Origin of the sequence: Pseudomonas frederiksbergensis (assembly GCF_003732705.1) — a bacterium.
GTDB classification, from domain to species: domain Bacteria; phylum Pseudomonadota; class Gammaproteobacteria; order Pseudomonadales; family Pseudomonadaceae; genus Aquipseudomonas; species Aquipseudomonas frederiksbergensis_F.
Map to the genome: position 1 here is coordinate 553,596 of NZ_MOBR01000009.1, position 26,537 is coordinate 580,132.

Sequence of the window (26,537 nt, forward strand, 5' to 3'; positions counted from 1 at the left end):
CACGCGGATCGGCAAGGTGTTGATGAACATGCCCAAGGCACGATCCGCCCCTTCACCGCCCTGCATCCGGCCCATCAGCACGGTGCCGAACACAACGTTGGGTTGACCGCACGCCATGCCGAGGACCTGAGCCCAAGCCAGATGCACCAGGCTCGCGGCGCCGACGCCGAGCAACCGGGCCTGCGCCCGCAGTCGCAGGCTCAGCGCCGGATCAACTGGCGCCGTCACTTCCTCGATACCGTGCCCGTCGCCCTGGACCTGAGCCAGGCCGAACGGCAGCGTCGGCTCGTCGATGTCGCCGAGCATGTCGCGGAAAAACGCTTCGTGTTGTTCCTGACCCACACCCAAGCGAGCCTGGGCCACGTAGTTGCGATACGGCACCGGGTTGCCCAGCTGCTCGGCTTGACCCAGCAAGTGCGCCTGCATCTCGTGACGCACCACTTCCAGCGCCGTGTGGTCGAGGGCCATGTGGTGGAACAACAACGTCGCGACCCAGCGCTGGTTGGCTGCATCGTGGGCACATTTGATGCCCATCAGCGGCGCCTGGCGGATGTCGAGGCGATGGTGGCGGGAGTCGAAGCGTTCGCGCAATTGATCGGCGACAGCGCCTGCGGTGGCGGCAAACGTCACCTCCTCCACGTTTAACTGCGCCGTGCGCCAGACCACTTGCACCGGTTCGTCCAGCCCTTCCCAGGCCATCGAAGTGCGGAGGATGTCGTGGCGGTCGATCACCACCTGTAGCGCTTGAGTGAAGGCGTCGAGGTGTTCACGACTGTCAAAGGCAAACTGCGACTGCAACACGTACGGATCGCCCTGCTCGGCGGCGAGGTGGTGATAGAGGATGCCTTCCTGCAACGGCGCCAATGGGTAGATGTCCTGCACGTTGCGCACGCCGCCGGGGACGCTGGCGACAATGCGTTCGATAGCGTCCTGAGTCAGGCTGGCCAGCGGCAGCATGGCTGGGGTGATGTGTTCGCAATTCGGCGCAATCAGGTTGGCCGGGACGTTGATCTCGTTGCCGCTGCCGACCGCCGCGGCCAGTGCGGCCAGGGTCGGTTGGCTGAACAGTGCGCGCACGTCAGCGCTGAGTCCGGCCTGGCGCATGCGTTCGATCAGGCTGACGGCCAACAGGGAATGGCCGCCGAGTTCGAAGAAATGGTCGTGACGGCCGATGCGTTCTACGTTGAGGACGTCTGACCAGATCTGCGCGAGGGTGGTTTCGGTTTCGCCGATGGGGGCTTCGTAGCCTCGGGTGATCACGGCATCCAGATCCGGGATCGGCAGGGCCTTGCGGTCGAGTTTGCCGTTGGGGGTTAGCGGCAAGGTGTCGAGGTGTACGTAGGCGGAGGGGACCATGTAGTCGGGCAGTAGGGTTTGCAGGTGGCTGCGCAACTGGTTGATATCGAGGGTTTGTGGCGCGGTGTAGTACGCGACCAGGCGTTTGTCGCCCGGCACGTCTTCGCGGGCCAGGACGACGGTTTCGTTAATGGCGTCGTGTTGGGCGAGTTTGGTTTCGATCTCGCCAAGTTCGATGCGGAAGCCGCGGATTTTCACTTGGTCGTCGTTGCGGCCGAGGTATTCGATGTTGCCGTCCGGGAGGTAGCGGCCCAGGTCGCCGGTTTTGTACATCCGGCCGTTGGTGCTGAATGGATCGGTGAGGAAGCGTTCGGCAGTGAGGTCGTCGCGGTTCAGGTAGCCCCGCGCTACGCCTGCGCCGCCGATGTAGATTTCACCGGGAACGCCCTGTGGGACGGGTTGGCCGTGGTCATCCAGCAAGTAGAACTGGGTGTTGGCGACCGGTTTGCCGATGTGGGCGGCGAACCCGTCCTCGCGGTCCATCGATACCCAACTTGAATAGGTCGTGGTTTCCGAGGGGCCGTAGAGGTTGCACAGGCGTTGAACGCTGGTTTGTTCAAACAGGCTTTCGACGAGGCTGCGTTTCAGCGCTTCACCGGCGACGTTGACCGTGTGCACGTTGGTGCTCAGTCCGCCGGATTCCAGCAAGGCTTTGAGCGCTGACGGCACGGTGTTGATCAGGGTGATGTCGTCTCGCAGTTCCAGCACATTAGTGACGACATCGATGCTGCCGCCGGACGTCAGTGGCGCAAAGCACTCGTAGACCGCCAAATCGAAGTTCAGCGAGGTGGAGAACAGGGTTTTCGCCAACGTCGCGTCATCAAACGAACGATGTGCCCAGGTCAGGAAGTTCACCGTGTTGCGGTGTTCGATCATCACGCCTTTCGGCAAACCGGTGGAGCCCGAGGTGTAGATCACATACGCCAGATGCGCTGAAGTCAGCCCTTCAATCACAGGATTGGAGACGGATTCGTCCTGCCAAAGACCACTATCCAGATCGATCACCGGCATCGAAGCCTCGGCGAGCAACCCAAGCGTCGCAGCCTGTGCCAACACCACGGCTGGCGCGCTGTCCTGCAGCATGTAAGCAATCCGATCCAACGGATAGGTCGGATCAAGCGGCACATAACCGCCCCCAGCCTTCAGAATCGCCAGCAACCCAACGACCATCTCCGCCGAACGTTCAACACAAATCGCCACCCGCGAATCCGGCCGCACGCCCTGCCCACGCAGGTAATGCGCCAGGCGGTTCGCCCGTTCATTCAACTCGCGATAACTCAAATGTTCCAAGCCATAAACCACCGCCACAGCATCCGGCGTGCGCTCAACCTGCGCCTCAAACAACCCATGAACCGTCTGCTCCAGCGGATACAAAGCCTCTGTCGCATTGAACTCAACCAGCAACTTCAATCGCTCCGCCACCGGCAAAATCGCCAAGCTCTGCAGCGAAGCCTGAGGCGCCTGTTCCAACGCATCCACCAGACTTTCCAGCGCCGTATGCACATAACCGCAAACCCGCTGCGCGCCGACTTCCGAGGTCACCAACACCGACAACGTAAAACCATTACCCAGATCATCGACGTTCAGCGTCAACGGGTAATTGGTGCGCTCTTCACCGCCGAGCACTTCGATACCGTGCCATGCCGCCTGATACCGCGCCGACGGATCGGCGACTGTGCTGTGTCGATAATTCAACAGTGCGCTGAACAGCGGAACCGGCGCCACCACGCCACTGCAACGCTGTGCCAACACCAGCGGCGCATGTTCATGCCCCAGCAGCGCCGTCAGCCGTGCATGGGTGGCTTTCACCCCCGCCCGAACAGCTTGCACACCCACATCGACGCGCAACGGCAAGGTATTGATAAACATCCCCAGCGCGCGGTCGGCACCCTCGCCGCCCTGCATCCGGCCCATTAACACGGTGCCAAACACCACGTCGCATTTGCCGGACACCTTGCCCAGCACTTGCGCCCAGGCCAGGTGCAGCAGGCTCGCCGCACTCACACCGAGCTGGCGTGCCTGGGCCCGCAGACGCAGGTTCAATGCCGCATCCACAGTCTGTCGGGCTTCTTCGATATCCCGTCCATCGCCTTGCACATCCTGCAAACCGAACGGCAGCGTAGGTTCGTCGATATCGCCGAGCATCTCGCGGAAAAAGGCTTCGTGTGCTTGCTGACTCGTCCCCAACCGCGCCTGCGCCACATAGTTGCGATACGGCATTGCTGCGCTCAGTTGATCGGCCTCGCCCAGCAAGTGCGCCTGCATCTCATGCACCACCACTTCCATCGCTGTGTGGTCGAGGGCCATGTGATGAAACAGCAACACCGCCACCCAGCGCTGGTTGGGCGCGTCTTCGGCAAAGGCCAGGCGCAGCATCGGTGCCTGGCTGATGTTCAGTCGGTAATGCCGTGGGTCGAACTGGCTCTGCAACTGCGTGGCGATATCGCCTGCCGCGGCATCCAGCTCGACCTGTTCAAGGTGCAACGTCGCCTTGCGCCACACCACTTGCGTCGGTGTGTCCAGCCCTTGCCACACCACGCTGGTGCGCAGGATGTCATGCCGGTCGATGACGTTTTGCAGCGCGGCCACGAACGCCGTCAGCCGGTCACGACTGTGCAACTCGAATACCGTCTGCAACACGTACGGATCGCCCTGCTCGGCGGCGAGGTGGTGATAAAGGATGCCTTCCTGCAACGGCGTCAGCGGGTAGATGTCCTGCACGTTGTGCACGCCACCCGGAACTGTCGCGACGATGTGGTCAATCGCCGCCTGATCAAGCTTGATCAACGGCAGCATGGCCGCGGTGATGTGTTCACAATCCAAAGGGATCAGGTTCGCCGGGACGCGCACTTCGCTGCCGCTGCCAATGGCGGCAGCCAGTGCGGCCAGGGTCGGTTGGCTGAACAGCACCCGCACATCGGCGCTCAAACCAGACTGGCGCATCTGCTCGATCAGCTTCACCGCCAGCAGCGAATGGCCGCCCAGCTCGAAGAAGTGATCGTGACGGCCGACCTGCTCCACGCTGAGGACTTGCGCCCACAGTCGAGCCAGGGTGATTTCGGTTTCGCCGACAGGCGCTTCGTACTCGCGGGTGATCAGCGCATCCAGGTCCGGCGCAGGCAGTGCCTTGCGGTCAAGCTTGCCGTTCGGTGTCAGGGGCAGCACGTCGAGGCGTACGTAGGCCGCCGGGATCATGTAATCCGGCAACTGACCTTGCAGGTGACTGCGCAATGCTTCGATGTCCAGCGCGTTTGGCGAGGTGTAGTAGGCGACCAGACGTTTGTCACCCGGCACGTCTTCCCGGGCCAGCACCACCGTTTCCTTGATGTCGGCGTGTTGCGCCAGGCGCGCCTCGATCTCGCCCAGTTCGATGCGGAAACCACGGATTTTCACTTGGTCGTCGTTGCGCCCCAGGTATTCCACATTGCCGTCCGGCAACCAGCGCGCCAGGTCGCCGGTGCGGTACAACAACGCCTGGGGTTCGGTGCTGAACGGGTCGGCGACAAACTTCTCGGCGGTCAGGTCGGGCCGGTTCAGATACCCTTTGGCCACGCCGTCGCCACCGATGTACAACTCGCCCGCCACGCCGATTGGCGCTGGCCGTTGGTAAGCATCCAGCACATAGACCCGGGTGTTGCCGACCGGGCGGCCAATCGGAATGCTGCCCGCGCCGGCCGTTTTGATCGCATAGGTGGTGGAAAACGTGGTCGCTTCCGTCGGGCCGTAGCCATTGAGCAAATGCTGCGGCGCGCCTTCTTGCAGCACACGACCGATCACCGCCGGGTCGAGTACATCGCCCCCGACAATCAGGTAGCGCAACTGCTGGAACACGTCCATCAGGCCCAAGGCGTATTGATGAAACAGCCCGGCGGTCATCCACAACACACTCACGGATTGTTCGAGCAGCAAGGCACGCAAGGCTGATTGCGACAGCAACACATCCTGGGCAACCACCACCACGCAACCGCCATTGAGCAGCGGCGCCCAGACGTCGAGGGTGCTGGCGTCAAAGGCCGGGTTCGAGGCGAAAGCCACGCGGTCTTGCGCGTTGAAGTCGGCGTAGCCGTTATTGATCACCAGCCGAGTGATCGCCCGGTGCGGCACCAACACGCCTTTTGGCGTACCGGTCGAGCCAGAGGTGTACATGATGTAAGCCGGGGTCTCGCTGGACTGCGGAAGTTGCGGGTTTTGGCTCGGCACGTTGTCGAGGGCCAGGGTGTCGAAGTCCACTCGGTGTACGCCGTGGGCAATGTCTTGGTCACGGCGGGTCAGCACCAGGCTGGCCTGACTGTCTTGCACCATGAAGCGTTGGCGTTCGGTGGGGGCGTTGACGTCCAGCGGCACATAAACCGCCGCGCATTTGAGGATGGCCAGCTGACTGATCAGCAGGTCAAGCGAGCGCTCCAGCAGGATCGCCACGCTGTCGCCCGGCTGCACCCCAAGGCTGATCAGGTGATGCGCCAAGCGGTTGGCCTGGGCATTCAGTTCGTTGTAGGTCAGGCGTTGGCCGTCGTGAACCGCCGCAGTGGCGGTTGGACGGGCCAGGACCTGGGCTTCGAATGCGGCCTGAACGGTGCTGCTGTGCGGATAGCCACGCGCGGTGGCGTTGAACCCGGTCAACACCTGCCGACGCTCGATTTGCGGCAGCACATCCAGACTGTGCAAGGGGGCTGCCGGAGCCGATTCCAGTGCCGTGGCGAGGCTTTGCAGCGCGGTGTTCATGTAGGCGCAAATCCGCTCTGCACCGACGCCGCCGGTGACCAGCACGGTCAGGGCAAAGTCTTCGCCCAGGTCGTCCACCGACAGGGTCAGCGGGTAGTTGGTGCGTTCTTCGCCACCGAGGGCATCAATGCCCTGCCACGCTGCATTCACTGCCTCTGACTGTTCACTGGAGTGACGGTAATTCAACAAGGCGCTGAACAGCGGCGTCGGCGCGGCCACTGCGCTGCAACGCTGGGCCAATGCCAGCGACGCGTGCTCATGCCCCAGCAGCGCGGTCAGTCGCCCATGGACGGCGCGCACGCCGGCCTTGACGTCCTGAGCGGCGACATCGACCCGCAGCGGCAAGGTATTGATGAACATGCCCAAGGCACGATCCGCGCCCTCGCCGCCCTGCATCCGGCCCATCAACACGGTGCCGAACACCACGTCGTCCTGACCCGAGACACGCCCCAGCACCTGCGCCCACGCCAAGTGGTGCAGGCTCGCCGCACCGACACCCGATTGGCGGGCCAGACGTCGCAAGCGACGGCTCAAGTCGCGGTCGATGACGAATCGGGCTTCCTCAATATCGCTGCCATCGCCCTGCACGTCTTGCAAACCGAACGGCAGCGTTGGCTCGTCGACATCACCCAGCATGTCGCTAAAAAACGCTTCGTGCTCTGCGTTGCTGACACCCAGGCGCGCTTGGGCCACGTAGTTGCGATACGGCATCGCCGCGCCCAACTGGTCAGCCTGGCCGAGCAAGTGCGCCTGCATCTCGTGGCGTACCACTTCCAGCGCCGTGTGATCGAGGGCCATGTGATGGAACAGCAGCATCGCGACCCAGCGCTGATTCGGCTGGTCCTCGGCGAAGACCAGGCGCATCAGCGGTGCCTGGGTGATGTCCAGGGCGTAGTGGCGAGCGTCGAAACGCTGGTGCAGTTGCTCGGTGATGTCCCCGGCCTGCGGGTCGAGCGCGAGGTGTTCCACACCCAATCGAGCCTCACGCCAGACCACTTGTTGCGGCTCGTCGAGCCCTTCCCACAGGACGGCGGTGCGCAGGATGTCGTGGCGGTCGATGACGCCTTGCAGGGCCTGGACGAAATCGTCGAGGCGCTGGCGGCTCTGCACGGCAAACCGGGCTTGCAACACGTACGGGTCGCCCTGCTCGGCCGACAAGTGATGGAACAGAATGCCTTCCTGCAACGGTGCCAGCGGATAGATGTCCTGCACGTTGCGGGCGCCACCGGGGACGGTGGCGACGATACGGTCGATGGCCTGTTGATCCAGGTCGGTCAGTGCCAGCATGTCCGGGGTGATGCGGGTGCAGTCGGGCTGGATTCTATTCGCCGGCACCACGATTTCGTGGCTGCCACCGACCGCAGCGGCCAGCGCGACCAGGGTTGGCTGGCCGAACAGGACGCGCACGTCGGCGCTCAAATTGGCCTGGCGCATGCGCTCGATCAGCGTGACCGCCAGCAGCGAGTGGCCGCCAAGTTCGAAGAAATGGTCGTGACGACCAACGCGTTCGACGTTGAGGACGTCGGACCAGATCTGCGCCAGGGTGGTTTCGACTTCGCCAATCGGGGCTTCGTAGCCGCGAGTAATGACGGAATCGGAATCTGGCGCTGGCAAGGCCTTGCGGTCGAGTTTGCCGTTGGGGGTCAGCGGCAAGGTGTCGAGGTGCACGTAGGCGGATGGGAGCATGTAGTCCGGTAGCTGGGTTTGCAGGTGACGGCGTAACTGATCGATGTCGATTGATATTTTCGCGGTGTAGTACGCGACCAGGCGTTTGTCACCCGGCACGTCTTCGCGGGCCAGGACTGCGGTTTCGTGGATGTCTTCGTGTTGGGCGAGTTTGGTTTCGATCTCGCCGAGTTCGATGCGGAAGCCGCGGATTTTGACTTGATCGTCGTTGCGGCCGAGGTATTCGATGTTGCCGTCGGGCAGGTAGCGGCCCTGGTCGCCGGTGCGATACATCCGGCCGTTGGTGCTGAATGGGTCGGTGAGGAAGCGTTCGGCGGTGAGGTCGTCACGGTTCAGGTAGCCGCGCGCCACGCCGGCGCCGCCGATGTAGATTTCGCCCGGAACGCCCAGTGGCACGGGTTGCTGATGTTCATCCAGCAAGTAGAACTGGGTGTTGGCGACCGGTTTGCCGATATGAGCGGCAAAACCATCCTCGCGGTCCATCGATACCCAGCTTGAGTAGGTTGTGGTTTCCGAGGGGCCGTAGAGGTTGCACAGGCGTTGAACCTGAGTCTGTTCGAACAGGTTTTCTACGAGGCTGCGTTTGAGTGCTTCGCCGGCAACGTTGACCGTGTACACATTGGTGCTTAGTCCGCCGGATTCCAGTAAGGCCTTGAGCGCCGACGGCACGGTGTTGATCAACGTGATGTCGTCTCGCAGTTCCAGCACATTAGTGACGACATCGATGCTGCCGCCGGAAGTCAGCGGCGCGAAGCATTCGTAGACCGCCAGGTCGAAGTTCAGCGAAGTGGAGAACAGGGTTTTGGCCAAGGTTTCACGGTCAAACGAACGATGGGCCCAGGTCAGGAAGTTGACCGTGTTGCGGTGTTCGATCATTACGCCTTTCGGTAGACCGGTGGAGCCCGAGGTGTAGATCACGTACGCCAGATGCGCCGAAGTCAGCCCTTCAATCACAGGATTGGAGACGGATTCGTCCTGCCAAATGCCGCTATCGAGATTGATGACCGGCATCAAAGCCTCGGCCAGCAACCCGAGGGTCGCAGACTGCGCCAACACCACTGCCGGCGCGCTGTCCTGCAACATGTAGGCAATCCGATCCAGCGGATAGGTCGGATCCAGCGGCACATAACCCCCGCCCGCCTTCAGAATCGCCAGCAACCCGACGACCATGTCGGCACTGCGTTCAACACAAATCGCCACCCGCGAATCCGGCCGCACACCTTGCCCACGCAGGTAATGCGCCAACCGGTTCGCCCGTTCATTCACCTCGCGATAGCTCAAGCGTTGCTCGCCATGCACCACCGCCACCGCATCCGGCGTGCGCTCAACCTGCGCCTCAAACAACCCATGAACAGTCTGGTCGAGTGGGTACAACGCTTCGGTCGCATTGAAATCAACCAGCAACTTCGCCCGCTCATCCTGCGGCAGAATCGACAAGCGATGCAGCGGCACCGGAGCCGTCTGCTCCAACGCCGCCGCCAGGCTTTCCAGCGCCGTGCGCATATAAGCGCAAACCCGCTGCGGGCTGACTCCAAGGCTGGCCTGCGCCGTCAGGCTGAAGCCATCACCCAGATCATCCACCGACAGCATCAACGGATAGTTGGTGCGCTCCTCACCGCCGAGGACTTCGATCCCTTCCCAGGCACGAATGGCTTCGGCTGAAGCCGACTGGGCCACACCGCTGTGGCGATAGTTGAGCAATGCACTGAACAACGGCAGCGGCGCGACCACGCCACTGCAACGCTGCGCCAGGGCCAGCGAAGCATGTTCATGCCCCAGCAACCCGGTCAGCCGCGCATGGGTCGCCTTGACCCCGGCGCGGGTGTCTTGAACGCCGACATTCACGCGCAACGGCAAGGTATTGATAAACATGCCCAGCGCCCGATCAGCCCCCTCGCCGCCTTGCATCCGGCCCATCAGAACCGTGCCGAACACGACATCGTCCCGGCCCGAAACCCGGCCCAACACCTGCGCCCAGGCCAGATGCACCAGGCTCGCGGCACTGACGCCGAGCAGGCGTGCCTGGCGGCGCAAGCGCTGACTCAGGCGGGTTTCGAGTGCCAGCGTGGCTTCCTCGATGCCCTGCCCGGCACCTTGCACATCTTGCAGACCGAACGGCAGCGTCGGCTCGTCAACATCGCCCAGCATTTCGCGGAAGAACCCTTCGTGCTCCTCCAGGCTTACGCCCAATCGCGCCTGAGCCACATAGTTGCGGTAAGGCATCGCCGCGCCCAATGGTTGCGTTTCGCCGAGCAAGAACGCTTGCATCTCGTGTTGCACCACTTCCATCGCCGTATGGTCGAGGGCCATGTGGTGGAACAGCAAGATCGCCAACCAGCGATCGCCGGCGACGTCGTGGCTGTAGACCAGACGCAGCATCGGCGCGCGGGTGATGTCGAGGCGGTGATGCCTTGGGTCGAAACGCTCAAGCAGTTGCGCCGCGACATCGCCGCCGAGCGCTTCAATCTCTTCCTGAATCAGCTGAGCCTCGCGCCAGACAACCTGCAATGGCTGGTCGAGTCCTTCCCAGAGCATCGAGGTGCGCAGAATGTCGTGACGGTTGATGACCTGCTGCAGCGCTTGGGCGAAATCATCCAGCCATGCGCGGGTGGCGAACGCAAACTGGGTTTGCAGCACATAGGGATCGCCCTGTTCGGACGAGATGTGGTGGTAAAGGATGCCTTCCTGCAACGGTGCCAGCGGGTAGATGTCCTGCACATTGCGCACGCCGCCGGGGACAGTCGCGACGATGCGCTCGATGGTTGCCTGGGTCAGCGTCACCAGCGGCAGCATGGCCGGGGTGATGTGTTCGCAATTCGGCGGAATCAGGTTCGCCGGGACGATGACCTCGTTGCCACTGCCGACGGCTGCGGCCAGTGCGGCCAGGGTTGGTTGGCTGAACAACGCGCGGACGTCGGTGCTGAGCCCGGCCTGGCGCATGCGTTCGATCAGGCTGACGGCCAGGAGTGAGTGGCCGCCGAGTTCGAAGAAGTGGTCGTGGCGGCCGATGCGTTCAACGTTGAGGACGTCTGACCAGATCTGCGCGAGGGTGGTTTCGGTTTCGCCGATGGGGGCTTCGTAGCCGCGCGTGATCACGGCATCCAGGTCGGGTGCTGGCAATGCTTTGCGGTCGAGTTTGCCGTTGGGGGTCAGCGGCAAGGTGTCGAGGTGCACGTAGGCCGCCGGGACCATGTAGTCCGGAAGCTGGGTTTGCAGGTGACGGCGGAGTGCGTCGATGTCCAGTGTGGCTGGCGCGGTGTAGTAAGCGACCAGGCGTTTTTCACCGGGGATGTCTTCGCGGGCCAGGACGGCGGTTTCCTGGATATCGGCGTGTCGGGCGAGTTTGGCTTCGATCTCGCCCAACTCGATGCGGAAGCCACGGATTTTGACTTGGTCGTCGTTGCGGCCCAGGTATTCGATGTTTCCGTCGGGCAGGTAGCGGCCCAAGTCACCGGTGCGGTACATCCGGCCGTTGGTGCTGAATGGGTCGTTGAGGAAGCGTTCGGCCGTCAAGTCGTCGCGGTTCAGGTAGCCGCGCGCCACGCCGGCGCCGCCGATGTAGATTTCACCGGGAACGCCCTGTGGGACGGGTTGGCCGTGATCATCCAGCAAATAGAACTGGGTGTTGGCGACCGGTTTGCCGATGTGGGCGGCGAAGCCATCTTCGCGGTCCATCGAGACCCAGCTTGAGTAAGTCGTGGTTTCCGATGGGCCGTAGAGGTTGCACAGACGCTGCACACTGGTTTGTTCAAACAGGTTTTCTACCAGACTGCGTTTGAGCGCTTCACCGGCAACGTTGACCGTATGCACGTTTTTGCTGACTCCGCCCGATTCCAGCAAGGCTTTGAGCGCTGACGGCACGGTGTTGATCAGAGTGATGTCGGGTTGCGGTTCCAGCACGTTCTTCACGACAGTAATGCTGCCGCCGGAAGTCAGCGGCGCGAAGCATTCGTAGACTGCCAGGTCGAAGTTCAGCGAGGTGGAGAACAACGTTTTGGCCAATGTGGCATCGTCGAAAGAACGATGCGCCCAGGTCAGGAAGTTCACCGTGTTGCGATGCTCGATCATTACGCCTTTCGGCAACCCGGTCGAACCCGAGGTGTAGATCACGTACGCCAAATGCGCCGACGTCAGTCCGTCAATCACAGGATTGGAGACGGATTCGTCCTGCCAAAGACCACTATCGAGATCGATAACCGGCATCGTTGCTTCACTCAGAAGCCCAAGGGTCGCGGCCTGCGCCAACACCACGGCGGGCGCGCTGTCCTGCAACATGTAGGCAATCCGGTCCAACGGATAGGTCGGATCGAGCGGCACATAACCCCCGCCCGCCTTCAGAATCGCCAGCAACCCGACGACCATGTCGGCACTGCGTTCAACACAAATCGCCACCCGCGAATCCGGTCGTACGCCCTGCCCGCGCAGGTAATGCGCCAACTGGTTCGCCCGCTCATTCACCTCGCGGTAGCTCAAGCGCTGCTCGCCATGCACCACGGCCACAGCATCCGGCGTGCGCTCAACCTGCGCCTCAAACAACCCATGAACCGTCTGCTCCAGCGGATACAAAGCCTCTGTCGCATTGAACTCGACCAGCAGCTTCAAACGCTCCGCCACCGGCAAAATCGCCAAATCAAACAACGAAGTCTCAGGCGCAGACTCCAGGGCCTCCACCAGACTGGCCAGCGCTGCTTGCATATAAGCGCCAACCCGCTGCGCACCAACCCCGGTCGCAGCCTGGACCGTCAGGCTGAACCCCTGGCCCAGATCGTCCACCGACAGCGTCAGCGGATAGTTCGTACGTTCTTCGCCACCCAGCGCCTCAATCCCGTTCCAGGCCGAAGACGCACCCAAAGCAGTCGGCTCCGCGCCGGAATGGCGGAAGTTGAGCAGCGCGCTGAACAGCGGCGTCGGTGCGACCACGCCGCTGCAACGCTGGGCCAGTGCCAGCGAGGCATGTTCATGACCCAGCAGGCCCGTCAGCCGCGCATGGGTCGCCTTGACGGCGGCGCGTGCGCCTTGTGCGCCTGTGCTCACCCGCAGCGGCAGGGTGTTGATGAACATGCCCAACGCACGCTCGGCCCCCTCGCCGCCCTGCATCCGGCCCATCAGTACGGTGCCGAACACCACTTCTTCGCGGCCCGAGACCCGGCCGAGGACCTGCGCCCACGCCAGGTGAACCAGGCTCGCGGCACTCACCCCGAGCTGGCGCGCCTGGGCACGCAGGCGCCGGCTCAGTGCCGGGTCTACAGCTTGCTTGGCCTGCTCGATATCGCGGCCATCGCCCTGCACATCTTGCAGACCGAACGGCAGGGTCGGCTCATCAATATCGCCAAGCATGTCGCGGAAAAAGGCTTCGTGATCCTCACGGCTGACGCCAAGGCGAGCCTGGGCCACATAGTTGCGATACGGCACCGCCGCGCCCAACTGGCCCGACTGACCGAGTAAATGCGCCTGCATCTCGTGGCGCACCACTTCCAGCGCCGTGTGGTCGAGCGCGGTGTGATGGAACAGCAACGTCGCGACCCATCGCTTATCGTCCTGGGCAAAACGGATGCACATCAAGGGCGCCTGGCGAATGTCGAGGCGATGGTGGCGGGAGTCGAAACGCTCGCGCAGCTGATCGGCGATATCACCTTCGGCGGCCTCGAAAGTCACTTCTTCCACCGACAGTTGCGCCTGGCGCCAGACCACTTGCACCGGTTCGTCAAGCCCTTCCCAGGCCATCGAGGTGCGCAAGATGTCGTGGCGGTCGATCACGCCCTGCAAGGCTTGGGTGAAATCGTCCAGGCGTGCGCGACTGTCGAAACCGAATTGTGCTTGCAGCACGTAGGGATCGCCCTGCTCGGCGGCGAGGTGGTGATAGAGGATGCCTTCCTGCAACGGAGCCAGCGGGTAGATATCCTGCACGTTGCTGGCGCCGCCGGGGACCGTGGCGACGATGCGCTCGATGGTTGCCTGAGTCAGCGTCACCAGCGGCAGCATGGCTGGGGTGATGTGTTCGCAATTCGGCGGAATCAGGTTTGCCGGGACGTTGATCTCGTTGCCACTGCCAACGGCGGCGGCCAATGCGACCAAGGTCGGTTGACTGAACAGCACGCGCACGTCGGCGCTCAATCCGGCCTGGCGCATGCGCTCCATCAGGCTGACGGCCAACAGGGAATGACCACCGAGTTCGAAGAAATGATCGTGACGGCCGACTTGCTCCACATTGAGCACTTGCGCCCAGATCCGCGCCAGGGTGATTTCGGTTTCGCCGAGGGGAGCTTCGTAGCCTCGGGTGATCACGGCATCCAGGTCCGGCGCTGGCAGGGCCTTGCGGTCGAGTTTGCCGTTGGGCGTCAAGGGCAGTTGGTCGAGATGGACATAGGCTGCCGGGACCATGTAGTCCGGCAACTGGGTTTGCAGGTGACGGCGTAACGCGTCGATGTCCAGTGCGGCTGGCGCGGTGTAGTAAGCGACCAGGCGTTTTTCGCCGGGGACGTCTTCGCGGGCCAGGACTGCGGTTTCCTGGATGTCGGCGTGTTGGGCGAGTTTGGTTTCGATCTCGCCGAGTTCGATGCGGAAACCGCGGATTTTGACCTGGTCGTCGTTACGGCCGAGGTATTCGATGTTGCCATCCGGCAGGTAGCGGCCCAGGTCGCCCGTTCTATACATCCGGCCGTTTGCGCTGAATGGGTCGGTGAGGAAGCGTTCGGCGGTCAGATCTTCGCGGTTCAGGTATCCCCGCGCTACGCCTGCGCCGCCGATGTAGATTTCGCCTGGAACGCCCAGAGGCACCGGTTGCTGATGCTCATCCAGCAAGTAGAAACGGGTGTTGGCGACCGGTTTACCGATGTGTGCCGCGAAACCGTCTTCGCGATCCATCGAGACCCAACTTGAGTAGGTTGTGGTTTCCGAAGGGCCATAGAGGTTGCACAGGCGTTGAACCTGCGTCTGTTCGAACAGGCTTTCCACGAGGCTGCGTTTCAGCGCTTCACCCGCAACGTTGACCGTGCGCACGTTGGTGCTCAGCCCGCCGGATTCCAGCAAGGCTTTGAGCGCTGACGGCACGGTGTTGATCAGGGTGATGTCGTCTCGCAGTTCCAGCACATTAGTGACGACATCGATGCTGCCGCCGGAAGTCAGTGGCGCAAAGCATTCGTAGACCGCCAGGTCGAAGTTCAGCGAGGTGGAGAACAGGGTTTTGGCCAAGGTTTCACGGTCAAACGAACGGTGCGCCCAGGTCAGGAAATTCACCGTATTACGGTGTTCAATCATCACGCCTTTGGGCAACCCGGTCGAACCCGAGGTGTAGATCACATACGCCAGATGCGCCGAAGTCAGCCCTTCAATCACAGGATTGGAGACGGACTCGTCCTGCCAAATGCCGCTATCCAGATCGATCACCGGCATCGAAGCTTCGCTCAGAAGCCCAAGCGTCGCGGCCTGCGCCAACACCACCGCCGGCGCGCTGTCCTGCAGCATGTAAGCAATCCGATGCAACGGATAGGTCGGATCAAGCGGCACATAACCACCCCCAGCCTTCAGAATCGCCAGCAACCCAACGACCATCTCCGCCGAACGATCAACACAAATCGCCACCCGCGAATCCGGCCTTACCCCCTGCCCACGCAGATAATGCGCCAGCCTGTTCGCCCGCTCATTCAACTCGCGATAGCTCAATCGCTCCAAGCCATAAACCACCGCCACAGCATCCGGCGTCCGCTCAACCTGCGCCTCAAACAACCCATGAACCGTCTGTTCCAACGGATAAACCGCGTCAGTCGCATTGAACCCTTGCAACACCTGCCGACGCTCATCCGCAGACAAAATATCCAACTGATTCAGTGCCAATTCAGGCGCAAATTCCAACGCATCCACCAGGCTGGCCAGCGCCGTCTGCATATAAGCGCCGACCCGCCAGGCATCCACCGCGCCCGCGGTCTGCACGCTCAACAGGAAGCCTTCGCCCTGATCGTCCACCGACAACATGCACGGATAGTTGGTGCGTTCCATCACGCCCAACACTTCAGTTCCGCCCCAAAGTTCCACGCCATCGTTGTCCTGGTGCGCACTGTGCCGGTAGTTGAGCAGCGCGCTGAACAGCGGCAACGAAGCCGGCACCCCGCTGCAACGCTGGGCCAATGCCAGCGAGGCATGCTCATGACCGAGCAACGCCGTCAGCCGCGCATGGGTGGCTTTCACGCCGCTGCGCACGTCCTGACCACCGACCTTCACCCGCAACGGCAAGGTGTTGATGAACATCCCCAGGGCGCGGTCCGCACCCACGCCACCCTGCATCCGCCCCAGCAACACCGTACCGAACACCACATCGTCGCGACCGGAGACGCGCCCCAACACCCGGGCCCACGCCAGGTGATGCAGGCTCGCCGCACTCACCCCCAGCAGCCGCGCTTGCGTGCGCAGACGCTGGCTCAGCAGCGGATCGAGGTTCAGCTTTACCTCCTGAATGCCACGGCCATCCCCCTGCACTTCATGCAGACCAAACGGCAGCGTCGGTTCATCGACATCGCCGAGCATGTCGCGGAAGAACCGTTCATGTTGCTCGCGGCTCACACCCAACAGGGCCTGGGCCACGTAATTGCGATAAGGCGTGGCCGCCTGCAGACGCTCGGCTTCACCGCGTTGGTAAGCCAGCATCTCGTCGTGCATCACGTCCAGCGCGGTGTGGTCGAGGGCGATGTGGTGAAACAGCAGAATCGCCACCCAGCGCTGGTGGCCCGCATCCCAGGCGCAGGCGAGGTGCATCAGCGGTGCGTTGCCCAGATCAAGACGCGTGTGTGCCGGGTCGAAGCGCTGGCCCAATTGCTTGGCAACGTCGCCCAACGCAGGATCAACGGCGATTTCTTCGACGTTCAGGTGTGCCTGGCGCAAAACCACTTGCAGCGGTTCGTCCAGTCCTTCCCAGACCATCGCGGTGCGCAGGATGTCGTGGCGCTCGATCATTGCCTGCAAGGCCTGCACAAACCCGTCGAGCTGCGCGCGACTGGTCATGGCGAACGACGCTTGCAGCAGGTACGGATCACCCTGCTCGGCGGAAATGTGGTGGTAAAGAATGCCTTCCTGCAACGGTGCCAGCGGGTAGATGTCCTGCACGTTGCCCACACCGCCCGGGATTTTCTCTACGACTTGATCAATCGTTTCCTGACTGACGGTTACCAGCGTCAGCATCGCCGGCGTGATCTGAGCGCAATCGAGCGGGATGCCATTGGCCGGCACCACCACTTCAGTGTTGCCACCGACCGCCGCCGCCAATGCCGCCAGGGTCGGTTGACCGAACAGCACCCGCACATCGGCACTCAATCCGGCCTGACGCATGCGCTCGATCAGTTTCACCGCCAGCAGTGAATGCCCGCCGAGTTCAAAGAAATGGTCATGCCGCCCGACTTGCGCCACACCCAGTACCTCGGCCCAGAGGCTGGCCAGGGTGGTTTCCAAATGACCGATGGGGGCTTCGTATTCGCGGCTGGCAAAGGCCTGCGCATCTGGCGCCGGCAAGGCGCGGCGGTCGAGTTTGCCGTTGGGCGACAGCGGCAGTTTGTCCAGCAGCACATAGGCTGCCGGGATCATGTAGTCCGGTAACAGGGCCTGGAGATGGGCGCGCAATGCGTCGGCGTCCGGCGCCGTGTCCGTCGATTGTGCGATGAAGTACGCCACCAGACGCTTGTCGCCGGGGCTGTCCTCGCGGGCGAGCACCGCCGCCGACCGGATGCCCGGATGTTGGCCCAGTCGGGATTCGATCTCGCCCAACTCGACGCGGAAACCACGGATCTTGATCTGATCGTCGTTACGGCCCAGGTAATCGATGCAGCCATCGGCTTGGTAGCGGCCAAGGTCACCGGTTTTGTACAGGCGTCCATCCGCGTTGAACGGATCGCGAATAAAGCGTTCGGCGGTCATCTCGGGGCGATTCAGATAGCCCCGCGCCACGCAGGCGCCGCCAATGTGGATCTCGCCGGCCACGCCGACCGGGACCGGTTGCAAGTGCTCGTCGAGCAAATAGATGCGGGTATTGGCCACCGGATAGCCGATGGCTGGCAAGTTTGGCCAGGTCGCGACATCGTCCGGCAGCGTCAGCGCGGTGGTGACGTGGGATTCAGTCGGGCCGTAGTGGTTATGCAGGCGGCAACCCGGCAGACGTTCGAAGAACGCACGGATCTGTGGCGTGATGCGCAGTTGCTCGCCAGCGGTGATGACATCACGCAAGGCACAGGCCAGTGGCCCGGTCGCGCCGTCGCTGATCACGCTTTCAGCCAGCGCCTGGAGTGCCACACACGGCAAGTACAGGCGTTCGATCCGTTGCTGGCCGATATGCTGGAACAGCGCGTGGAAATTCAGGCGCGTGTCGGCATGGATCAACGACAGTTCGGCGCCGGCACACAAGGTGCTGAAGACTTCCTGGAACGCCACGTCGAAGCCCAGCGCCGCAAACTGCAACGTGCGCGCCGGCACCGATTGCGCGATTTGCCACTGCATCAGGTTGACCAGCGGCCCGTGGGCCATGGCCACGCCTTTGGGCTGGCCGGTCGAACCGGAGGTGTAGATCACGTACGCCAAATGCTGCGGGGCCAGTTCTCGTACGTCTGGATTGGAATGCGGCTGATGGCTGAGATTGGCCTCGGCGTCGAGCAACAACACCGGCACGCTCAACTGCGGGAAACGCTCCTGCAAACTGCGCTGGGTCAGCAGCACCTTGGGCGCGCTGTCGTCCAGCATGTAGGTCAAACGCTCGGCGGGATACGCCGGGTCCAGCGGCACATAAGCGGCGCCGGCCTTAAGGATGCCGATCAGCCCCGCGATCATTTCCAGGCTGCGGTCCACGCAAATCGCCACGCGATCATCCGCGCCGATGCCCAGTTCGATCAGGCGATGGGCAATCTGGTTGGCGCGCTGATTGAGCTCGCCGTAACTGAGGCGCTGGTCTTCATAGGTCACCGCGATGGCATCAGGCTGCTCGGCCGCATGGGCTTCGAATAGCTTGTGAATCAGCCCCGACGGATAGTCCGCGTCAAACGCATTGAACGCTTCAAGCACTTGCCTGCGTTCGACATCGGGCAGCCATCCGAGGTGATGCAGCGGTGTGTTTGTATCCAGATCGAGCGCATCAACCAGTGCTTCAAGCACGGTGTGCATGTAACCGCAGACACGCTGGGCGCCAATGCCGGCGACGGCCTGCACCGTCAAGCCGAACGATTGGCCGAGGTCGTCCACCGACAACGACAGCGGAAAGTTGGTCCGTTCTTCGCCGCCAAGCAGCGTCACGCCCGCCCAGATCCGGGCATTGCCGGCATCCTGCGGTGCCTGCGCGCCCACGGCGGCATGTCGGTAGTTCATCAACGCGCTGAACAACGGCGCCGGTGCGGCAACGCCGCTGCAACGTTGCGCCAGGGACAGCGGCGCATGTTCGTGGCCCATCAGTGCGGCCAATCGTGCGTGGGTGGTTTTCAACGCCGCCAACACGCCTTGGTCGCCGGCATCCACGCGCAACGGCAAGGTGTTGATGAACATGCCCAAGGCACGCTCGGCATCCTCGCCACTGTGCAGGCGCCCCATCAGCACCGTGCCAAACACCACATCCTGGCGTCCAGCCAAACGCCCAACCACCTGACCCCAGGCCAAGTGATGCAGGCTCGCGCTGCTGACGCCCAAGCGTCGGGCCTGAGCGCGCAAACGCTGGCCCAGTTCGGCCTCAAGCGCCAGCGACGCCTCTTCCATTCCGCTGCCATCGCCTTGCACATCCTGCAAACCGAACGGCAGGGTCGGTTCGTCCACGTCCCCCAGCATCTCGCTGAAGAACGCTTCCTGTTGCGCCTGACTCGCCCCGAGACGGACCTGCGCCACATAGTTGCGGTACGGCACCGACACCGGCAGTTGGGCCGAACGCCCCTCGCTGAAGGCCTCGATTTCCTGGCCCAGCAGCGCGAGCGAAGTGGCGTCGTCGATCAAATGGTGGAACAGCAAAATCGCGACCCAACCCGCGCCGGCCACGTCTTCAGCGAAGTGGATACGCATCAGCGGCGCCTGGCGCAGGTCGAAACGGGTGTGGCGTGGATCGAAACGGCTCTGCAATTGCTCGGCGATGTCGCCCAGAGCCGGGTCCAGCGTGACTTCGAAAGCGCCCAGCCTGGCCTCGCGCCAGACCACTTGCACCGGTTCGTCCAGCCCTTCCCACGCCACCGACGTGCGCAGAATATCGTGGCGGTCGATCACCGATTGCAGGGACTGCACGAACGTATCCAGTTGTTCACGACTGCCCATGCGCAGCGTTGCTTGCAACAGGTAGGGATCGCCGACTTCAGTGGCCAAGTGGTGATAGAGGATGCCTTCCTGCAACGACACCAGACCGTAGATGTCCTGCACATTCGCCACGCCACCCGGCACGGCGGCGACGATGCGATCGATCTCGTCCTGGCGCAACGTGGCCAGGGGCAGCATGTCCGGGGTGATGCGCGCGCAATCAGGGGCAATGCCATTGGCTGGCACGACGATTGCGCTGTTGGCACCGGCGGCAGCGGCCAGGGTGGCCAGGGTTGGCTGGCCGAACAGCACGCGCACATCGGCGCTCAGGTTGACCTGGCGCATGCGTTCGATCAGCTTGACCGCCAGCAGCGAATGCCCGCCCAGTTCAAAGAAGCGGTCGTGGCGCCCGACTCGCTCGACACCCAGCAAATCAACCCACAGCGCTGCCAGAGTGATTTCCACTGCACCTTCCGGCGCTTCGTAGTCACGACTGGCATACGCCGCCGAATCCGGCGCCGGCAAGGCCTTGCGGTCGAGTTTGCCGTTGGCGGTCAGCGGGAACGCGGCCAGCGTCACGAACGCGCTCGGGACCATGTACTCGGCCAGCGAACCGAGCAGCTGGGTGCGCAGTTCGGTGGCGGACAGCTGTTCGCCGTCCTTCGCGATGACATAGGCCACGAGGCGCTTGTCCCCCGGCTCGTCTTCGCGGGCGATGACCACGGCTTCACGCACCTGGTCGCAGGCCGCGAGTTTGGCTTCGATTTCACCCAGTTCGATGCGGAAACCACGAATTTTCACCTGGTCGTCGTTGCGCCCCAGGTATTCGAGGTTGCCGTCCGCCAACCAGCGACCGAGGTCGCCGGTGCGGTACATCCGTGCGTGAGGTGCGTCGGTAAACGGATCGTCGAGGAATCGCGTGGCGTTCAATTCCGGCCGATTCAGGTAGCCCCGCGCTACGCCGGCGCCGCCTACAAACAACTCGCCCTCGACACCCACCGGCACTGTTTGGCCGTGGGCATCGAGCAGGTACAGACGCAAATCAGGAATGCGCTTGCCGATCGGACTGACGCCGACCGATTGCGCATCCGCCGCGTTCAATGGGCGATAGGTCACGTGCACCGTGGTTTCGGTGATGCCGTACATGTTGACCAGTTGCGTCGCTGCATTGGCTTCGCGGGCGTACCAGGGTTTCAGAATCCCGGTTTCCAGCGCTTCACCGCCGAAAATCACCTGACGCAGATTGTGCGTCAACGGGCTGTCGCCCTGAGCCGCGATCAACTGGCGGAAGGCGCTTGGCGTCTGGTTCAGCACCGTGACGCCGGCCTCGCACAGCAGCGCATAGCAATCGTCTGGCGAACGGCTGACCAGTTGCGGCACCACCAGCAAACGACCGCCATGGGTCAACGCGCCCCAGATTTCCCAGACCGAGAAGTCGAAGGCGAAGGAATGGAACAAGGCCCAGACGTCTTGCAGACCGAAGTGGAACCAAGGGGCAGTCGCCGAAAACAACCGGGCAACGTTACGGTGTTCGACCATCACGCCTTTGGGCAAACCGGTTGAACCGGAGGTGTAGATGACGTAGGCCAAGTGCTGCGCCAGCACGTTTACATCGGGATTGTGCTGCGAATCCGACGCTTCGAGCTGGTCCAGCAACAACACTGGAACATCCAGCGCGGGCAGCAATTCACGCAAGCCCGTTTGCGTCAGCAGCGCAACCGGCGCGCTGTCGTCGAGCATGAACGTCAGGCGTTCCAGCGGATAGGCCGGGTCCAGCGGCACATAGCCTGCGCCGGATTTCAGGATCCCCAGCAAGCCGACGATCATCTCCAGACCACGCTCGACGCAAATCGCCACCCGGTCATCCGGGCGAATGCCCAGCGCCAGCAGCTGATGCGCAACCTGATTCGCCCGTGCATTCAACTGCCTGTACGTCAGTTGCTGATCTTCGTAAACCACCGCCACCGCATCGGGTTGCGCGAGTGCCCGGGCTTCGAACAAACCGTGAATCGTTTGCTCCTGCTCATGGGCCGTCTCGGTGGCGTTCCAGTCTTGCAACGTGAGCGCTTCGGCAGGCGTCGGCAGTCGAAAACCACGGACGGGCAAGGCGTCGTCAGCCAACCCCTGCTCCAGCACATGCATAAAGCGCTCAACCATCGCCTCGACATCAGCTTGCTTGAAATACGCTTCGTTGTAGGTGAAGTGCATCCACGCCGTTTCGTCGTGGGGGCTGGTGCGGATATGAATAGTCAGCGGCGTCTGTTCATGATTGCTCGAACTCTTGACCACGCTGGCCGGCGCTTGACCGTACATGAACTGATGATCGACCTGCTCATAGGAAAACGACAGATCGAACAGTTGCGCGCGGTCATCGCGGCGCAGCCCCAGGGAACGGTTCATATCGCTAAGCGGATAACGCTGATGGCGATAATCCTGCTTGAGGGTGCGCGCGATCTCCCGCGCCAGCTCACCGAACGACAATTCGTCGCTGAACTGCAAGCGCACAGCGCTCACTTGGGTGAACAACCCCAGGGTGTTGCGGAAGTTGGCGTTGGAACGGTTGAGGATCGGCAAACCGATCACCAGTTCATCGCGCTGCGGCGTGCGCACGAAATACACATACAGCGCGGCCAGCAGCACGTGGAAACGCGAGACCTGATGCACCTGCGCGAGTGCGTCGAGGCGGTCGTTCAACGAATGCGCATAACGCTGAGTGACTACGCGGCTCGGCGCCCCGCGATCCGGGTACTGGTCGCGGTAACGGGCGACGAACAACGGCTCCGGCACATCGCGGTATTTTTCCAGCCAGTACGCCTGGTCACGGGCGAAACGCGGCGAGTCGCGATAACGCGCATCGTCGTGGACGAATTCCACATAGGACGGCGCCGACAGGTCAGGCTGCTCGTTTTTGTCCAGAGCGGTGTACAGCTCACCCACCGAATCGAACATCAGGCTGATGCCCCAGCCATCCTGGATCAGGTGGTGAACGTGGGCGACAAAGTAAAACGACGTTTCACTGAGCTTGGCCAGATGGAAACGGAACAGCTGACGGCCATCCAGAGGAAACGCGATCTCGATCTGTTGCTGCATCCAGGCTTGCACCGCCGCCTCGGGATCGGCGCTATCAGAGAAATCCTGCAGTTCAACCCGCGCCACCATCGCGGCGGCCAGCGCCTGCATCGGCGCGCCCTCTTCGCCTACGTGGGGCAGCAGCACGGTACGCAAGGCATCGTGCTTTTGAACCAGCAACTCGATCGCGCACTGGAAGCGCTCAGGCTCGATGCGGCCCTTGATCTGGATGTAGCCACCAATGGTGTACAAGGGCGAATCGCCCTGGGTCATCTGGTCCAGCCAGATATCGCGCTGCGCGGCGGTCAGCGGGTAGGTTTCGGACAGATCGAGACGTTGATTCATGCTCCGCACTCCATTGCACGCACAGCTTCAGCCAAGGAAAAATCTGTCGCGACAATGTCGCCCAACGCACGAGCAGCGATGAATTTCATAAGTTCCTTCTCGAAAATTTGTCCGTGCCGCCCGGAACACAAAGCAACGGGCACGCTTGGAGTGGGTACGGAATCAGTGCGCCGAACCGGCCTGTGGTCAGGCTCGGGGGCGATGTCAGGAGATGTGGTGGGCGCTACGCCAGGGAGCTCAGGTTCTTGTCGCGGACCGTGCAGCTGGTATCGGAGACGATGTGCCCGTCGGCCAACTTGATGATGCGGTCGGCCAGTTGGAAATATTGGTCATCGTGGGTAATGATCAGCACCGTTTTGCCCCGCCGCTTGAGGTCGGGCAGCAGCTCTTCGTAGAAGAATTTCTTGAACGGCGGATCCTGGTCAGCGGCCCACTCATCCAGCACGTAGACCGGCCGGTCTTCCATGTAGGCGCACACCAGTGCCAGGCGTTTTTGCTGACCGTAGGACAGCTCCTTGGTGGTCGAATAACCGAGCCCGTCGATCTTGATTTTGTCGGCCAGGCCCAGGGTTTCCAGGTACTTCTGGGCCAGTGCGGGACTGCCCTCTTCTTCGTCCGGTCCGATCAGCCGATTGAACAGGTGGAAGTCGGAGAACACTGCAGAGAACAGATCGCGGAAATCACTGCGGCTGTCATCGGTGATGGCCGTGCCGTCGAGCAAGACTTCGCCGCTTTGCGGGATATACAGACCGCAGATCACCTTGGCCAGGGTGCTTTTGCCGCAACCATTGCCGCCAACGATGTAGATCAACTCGCCGGACTGGATGCTCAAATCGATAGGCCCCAGACCGAAGCCGGTCCCGGTGAGTTTGTCCTGGTAATGCATTTCCACGTCTTTGAGTTCGATGCTGTCCCAATATTTTTTGTGCTCCAGCAACAGCGGGGTGGCGACTTCCGGTTCAACCGGCTCAGGGTCCGGATGCGGGTCGTTGATCGAAAAGCCGAACTCGGCCAGACGCGTACAGGCGATGCGCCCGCCCGCCAGGACCGGCATGGCCCCGACCAGCAAGGACAGCGGCCCCATGATGTACAGCACTGCAAGCACACTGGCGGTCATGACTTTCGGGTCGAGGGCCATGACCAATGGCGCGGCAAACAACAGGCAACCGATCAACAATGACAAGGTGAACTGGCCGACGTTATCGGCGGCGGTGTACCACAGGCGCTCGATGAAGTTGTAGCGCGCCACGCGAGTGGAAGAGGCCTGAATCGCCGAGCGGGCAAACCAGCGACGACGGATGCCGTTGAGCTTCAGTTCCTTGAGACCGAACACCAGGGCGTGGGTGTATTCGTTGAACGACGTGAATTCATCGCGCACACGGCCGGAGTAGCGAATGCCACCCAGGAAAAAGAACATGTACAGCAACACGCCGACGACCATCAGCGACAGGGTCAAGGCGAACACCACCCACGACAGGTACGCCAGGTAGGCAATGCCGAACACAAACACGGTCGCTTCGATCAACACCGTGGGCATGACCACCAGTGTGGTGTTGAGTTGCGGGATGTCGTTGGTCAGCATGGTCAGCACATTCGGCGGGCCGCGCCGGTCGACTTCTTCCAGGGGCGTGGCGAGAATCTTGCGGCACAGGGCGATGCGCAACCGAGTCATGATGCGCATGCTGGCGTAGGCCGGAAACAGCGCGGCGCCGTTGCGGAAAATCAGCGCGACCACGCTCAGGCCGACAAACCAGATCAGTGCATCGGTGCGCGAACCTTCTTCGTGAATGGCCTTGTTGATCACACTGACGACAGCGATGGACGCTATGCCGCTGATGATGCCGGTGATCAACGTGAAGAAGGTCAGCCAAGGATGACTGCGCCACAACAGACGCATGACCGAGCCCGGTTTCGGCTTTTTGTCTTTCTTTGGCTTCTTCTCTTTCTTCTCGCCTTTCATTGATCGCTATCCTCAAATGGGCTCACCGCAGGGCATCAAGTGTACGGATCGTGAGCGGATCGGCTGTCCCGGATTGCCGGTACAAAACCGTAATTGCCTCGCACCCTGGCGCGGTTATTTTTCCTGCCAGACATCGTTTCTGGCGGTCATCTCGCCCATGGCCACCACGATCAGGCGTGGCTCTTCATAGGGATCGCGGGCGTGGGCGGTGAGCATGTTGTCGAGCATCACCACATCGCCTTTCTGCCAGTCGAACCGCACCGCGCAGGTTTCATACGCCTCGCCGAGCAACGCCATCACGTCGTCTTCGATGGGCGTGCCGTCGCCATAACTGACCATGCGCGGCAGTCGGTCTTCACCGAACATGTCGAGCAGGTCTTCGCGCATTTCCTCGCCCAGGCAGAACGGGTGATGCAGCTGCACCTGATTGAAGAACGCCGATTCGCCGGTCACCGGATGCTGGATCACCGCCGGGCAGCGGGTGCGAATCTGCAAGGTGTCGGCGTCGAGCCAGGCGCAGTCGGTGCCCTGTTCGCGGCAACGGGCTTCGACGATTGCCGGGTCATCGACACCGAAAAAGTTCTGCCAGCTCGGCTCGACACCCTTGGTGAACGTGCGGCTATAGGTGAGTGCCTTGCGCTCGAACGTCTCGACGATGTCGGCGGGCAGCAGGCGGATCATTTGGCGGATATCCACCAGCGGCGTCGCGCCGCCCACACGGGAAGGTTTTTCGCAGAAGAACCATTGCTTGCGCGGCCAGCTTTCGAGATGCGAGCTCTCGTTGTGGTAGAGGATCATTTCGCGCTCGGGGTAAGGCGTCGAACGATAGACATTGCGCCCGCCTTCCTTCTTCGGCAGGTCGCCGTAGCTGCCGTGCAGACCGGGTGACAAGGCCTCGGCGAATGCTTCGAAGGACGACACGGTGTCGAGCCCGAAGCCGCGAAAAAGCACAGCGCCATGGCGACACAACAACGCCTCCACCGCCTCGCGCCGGGCCGAGGCCCACGCCGCGAAATCGAGGCCGGCGCTGACCGGTTCGATCACCACCGGCAGGGTGAGTCCGGGGCTCAACATAGAAAGCCGGACTGATTCATCCAGACCGTTGTCAGCCCAACCAACAGCCGCAGTTTCAAGATTCATGCACAACTCCCAAGCCATATGG

3 protein-coding genes and 2 pseudogenes (1 of these 5 only partly in view) are annotated in these 26,537 nt (G+C 62.3%); all 5 read right to left on the reverse strand.

What is annotated here, in order from left to right; translation table 11 throughout:
* Positions 1–13,893: the 5' portion of a non-ribosomal peptide synthetase gene (locus BK667_RS14000; protein ID WP_446033163.1), read on the reverse strand. It extends 5,457 nt beyond the left edge of the window; only the first 13,893 of its 19,350 coding nucleotides appear in the window; the start codon lies at positions 13,891–13,893; its stop codon lies off the left edge, out of view.
* Positions 13,870–16,935 (reverse strand): annotated as a pseudogene (locus tag BK667_RS34135) (non-ribosomal peptide synthetase); the annotation flags it as partial. The gene BK667_RS14000 and the pseudogene BK667_RS34135, both read right to left, overlap by 24 nt.
* Positions 16,936–17,025: 90 nt before the next feature.
* Positions 17,026–23,415: pseudogene (locus tag BK667_RS33965) on the reverse strand (amino acid adenylation domain-containing protein); the annotation flags it as partial.
* A gap of 223 nt (positions 23,416–23,638) precedes the next feature.
* A complete protein-coding gene (locus BK667_RS14005; RefSeq protein ID WP_123597953.1) occupies positions 23,639–25,375 on the reverse strand; it encodes a cyclic peptide export ABC transporter in 1,737 nt (578 codons plus the stop codon).
* Positions 25,376–25,489: 114 nt separating this feature from the next.
* The gene (locus BK667_RS14010; RefSeq protein WP_259698032.1) at positions 25,490–26,515 is read right to left on the reverse strand and encodes a TauD/TfdA family dioxygenase; all 1,026 of its coding nucleotides are present in this window, start codon (positions 26,513–26,515) and stop codon (positions 25,490–25,492) included.
* Between the last annotated feature and the right edge of the window lie 22 nt (positions 26,516–26,537).